Annotated in this window: 2 protein-coding genes and 1 pseudogene; all 3 read right to left on the bottom strand. The window is 43.4% G+C overall.

What is annotated here, in order from left to right; all coding sequences use genetic code 11:
* Positions 1 to 189: pseudogene (locus tag Q0140_RS00915) on the bottom strand (hypothetical protein); the annotation flags it as partial.
* Positions 190 to 380: 191 nt separating this feature from the next.
* Complete coding sequence (locus Q0140_RS00920) at positions 381 to 1,694, bottom strand: sodium-dependent transporter (RefSeq protein ID WP_297960664.1); 1,314 nt, start codon at positions 1,692 to 1,694, stop codon at positions 381 to 383.
* Between the two features lie 642 nt (positions 1,695 to 2,336).
* On the bottom strand, positions 2,337 to 2,507 hold a 171-nt coding region (locus Q0140_RS00925), incomplete at its 5' end, for a transporter associated domain-containing protein (protein ID WP_297960667.1).

Consider the following 2,507-nt stretch of genomic DNA (forward strand, 5'->3'; position numbering starts at 1 on the left):
TATGAAAGAATATGTCACAAAAATTAAAGAAACGGTACCGAAAGCGCTAAATTTTCCCGTAGTGCCAGTCGTAATCAGATCATAACCCAAAAGCGAAAAACCCAATATGCAAGTAAATATGCTCCAGGAAAATACATGATAGACGGTGTAATCGTTTATGATCAATGGCTCTTTATCGTAATCTCTCATAAATCCCCTATTTTGTAAAATTTTGGCACGTTATAACGCTTTATTCTCATAACGTATTAAAATTTAAAGTCGTTTTGACCATTTAAATTTTTAAGTTCGTTATTAGGTAGAATTTTAAAATTCTACCCTATTTCGCCTTCTTTGCCGTATCTTGCCAGTCGTTGCATTTTCATAAATGCAACGCGATGAGTTTAAAACGAAATATGCATATTAAGCGCGATTATGCATAAAAGTAGCGCCAGCGGGACATAGACAAAGCGCCCGATATCATACCAGAGCTTGCCGCGAACCCTCTCTGCGCCCAGATTGATCTCATCTAAAATTTCATTCCGCTTAATCACCCAAAACCACGATATTGCGCCGATTACAGCCCCAATCGGAATGATATAAATTGATACGAAATCCATCCACGGACCCCATGAGCTTATCGCTTCCATACCAAGGCCCGCACCCAGGCAGATCGCGCACAATAGCGCAAGCGTGAAGGCGCGGCTTAGCCTTGGAAACTTATGCATTAGCGATTCGGCGACTACTTCGAACATATTTTGAAGCGATGAAATTCCACCAAAAATCACGGCAGTAAATAAAATCACCGCAAAAATTCTACCACCTGCCATATCTTGTAAAATTTTAGGCAGAGTTACGAAAAGTAGTTTAGGCCCCGCCGCCGGATCCATTCCGTAAGCAAATACTGCAGGGATCATCACTAGCGCAGCTACCATCGCGGCTAGCGTGTCAAATAGCGCGGTATTTTTTGCCGCAGATACGACGTCTTCGTCCTTGGATAGATACGCGCCATAGACGATCATCCCTGAGCCTGTAATCGATAGCGAGAAAAATGCCTGTCCCATCGCAGAAATCCAAACCATCGGATCTGCTAGCTTAGTAAAATCGGCGCCGAAAAGAAAGGCATATCCGCCCGCAGCACCTTGCAGCGTCGCGACCCTAATTGCCAAAATTGCAAATAGCACGAAAAATAGCGGCATCATAATTTTATTCGTTTTTTCGATGCTTTTGGCGCCGAAAAACAGCGTTAGCAACGTGCCTGCAACGATTATGCAGTGATAAGGCACCACGGAGTAGGGCGTCAAGGCAAAAGAGTTGAACCACGTATCGGTATTTTCGCTCATTAGCGAGCCGTCTATGGCCTGAACTAGCGCTTTTAGAACGTAGGCGATGATGACGGCATAGCCCACTGCGATACACATCGAACCGGCAAGTGGCAACCAGCCGATAACCTTACCGATAGCGCCCAGTCCGCGGCTTTTCCACGCGTATTCGTATGAGCCCAGCGTGCCTGTTTTGGCGCGGCGACCGATCGCGTATTCGGCGCTTAGACCCACGTATGAAAACAGCGCTACGAAAAAAACGTAAATTAGCAAAAATGCGCCACCGCCGTTCGTGCCGAGTTTATAAGGGAAGCCCCAGACATTTGCCATACCTACAGCAGAGCCCACGCAAGCGATGATAAAAGCCCAACGCGATGAGAATTTGTGTTTTGTCATAAAGCCATCCGTGCGAAAAATTTTCGTTATGGTAGCAAAAAGGAATTTAAGATTTATTTATGCGGAATTTTAAGGCGTGCCAACTTGATTACTTAGGAATTTTTAGAATTTAAAATTGCGAAGTTTTAAAGCAAGATTGGCGGAATTTTACGATTAAAATCGATAGAGTTAATTCTGCGATACTGCGCGGTAAAATTTTATCTTTATAATTTTAGAAAATTTTGCGCTTAGGCTTTGGCTTTAAAATTCGCTTGGTCTGGGCTTGTAGTGGGGCTTGCTATTTAAATTAGGCGAGAAATTTAGATCAATTAGAATTTTAAAATTCCGCGAAATTTTAAAATTTACGATCTCGCAAAATTTAAAAATAGGCTCATCAAGAAATTCTATCTAGCGTCGCTCTGGCAGAATTTTCGCGGTAGAATTTCGCCTTTTGTTTGTAATATGAAGAGGACTTATAAATAGCACTTTTATGGCGCTCTACAAGGCGAGTGGCATTCCTGTGCCCGCTATTAGGGCATCTATACGGGAGCGGTGAATAAATTTTGCCCTATATGGGGATTGAGAGCGTCGCAAGCAGCAGCATGTTTGAAATTTCCGGCGCGCAGCATTGCAAAGTGGAATTTTATTAACCCGCACTTTGACTTAGTTATTTTTCTCCGCTTCTTCGTTTTCTTGCGGCTGCGCGACTGCTTTTTTGATCGCTTTTACGAGCGAAACTCTTGTGCCATCCATTCGCAGCACTTCATAGTCGCAGTTTTCATCGCTTATTTTATCGCCGATTTCAGGTAGGCTGCCGAAGAGATTAAAGACGTA

Origin of the sequence: uncultured Campylobacter sp., assembly GCF_938045405.1 — a bacterium.
Classification (GTDB): Bacteria; Campylobacterota; Campylobacteria; order Campylobacterales; family Campylobacteraceae; genus Campylobacter_B.

Excerpts from the sequence above, each read along its gene's own strand:
- Q0140_RS00920 (WP_297960664.1), bottom strand. The coding sequence starts at position 1,694 with ATGACAAAACACAAATTCTCATCGCGTTGGGCTTTTATCATCGCTTGC.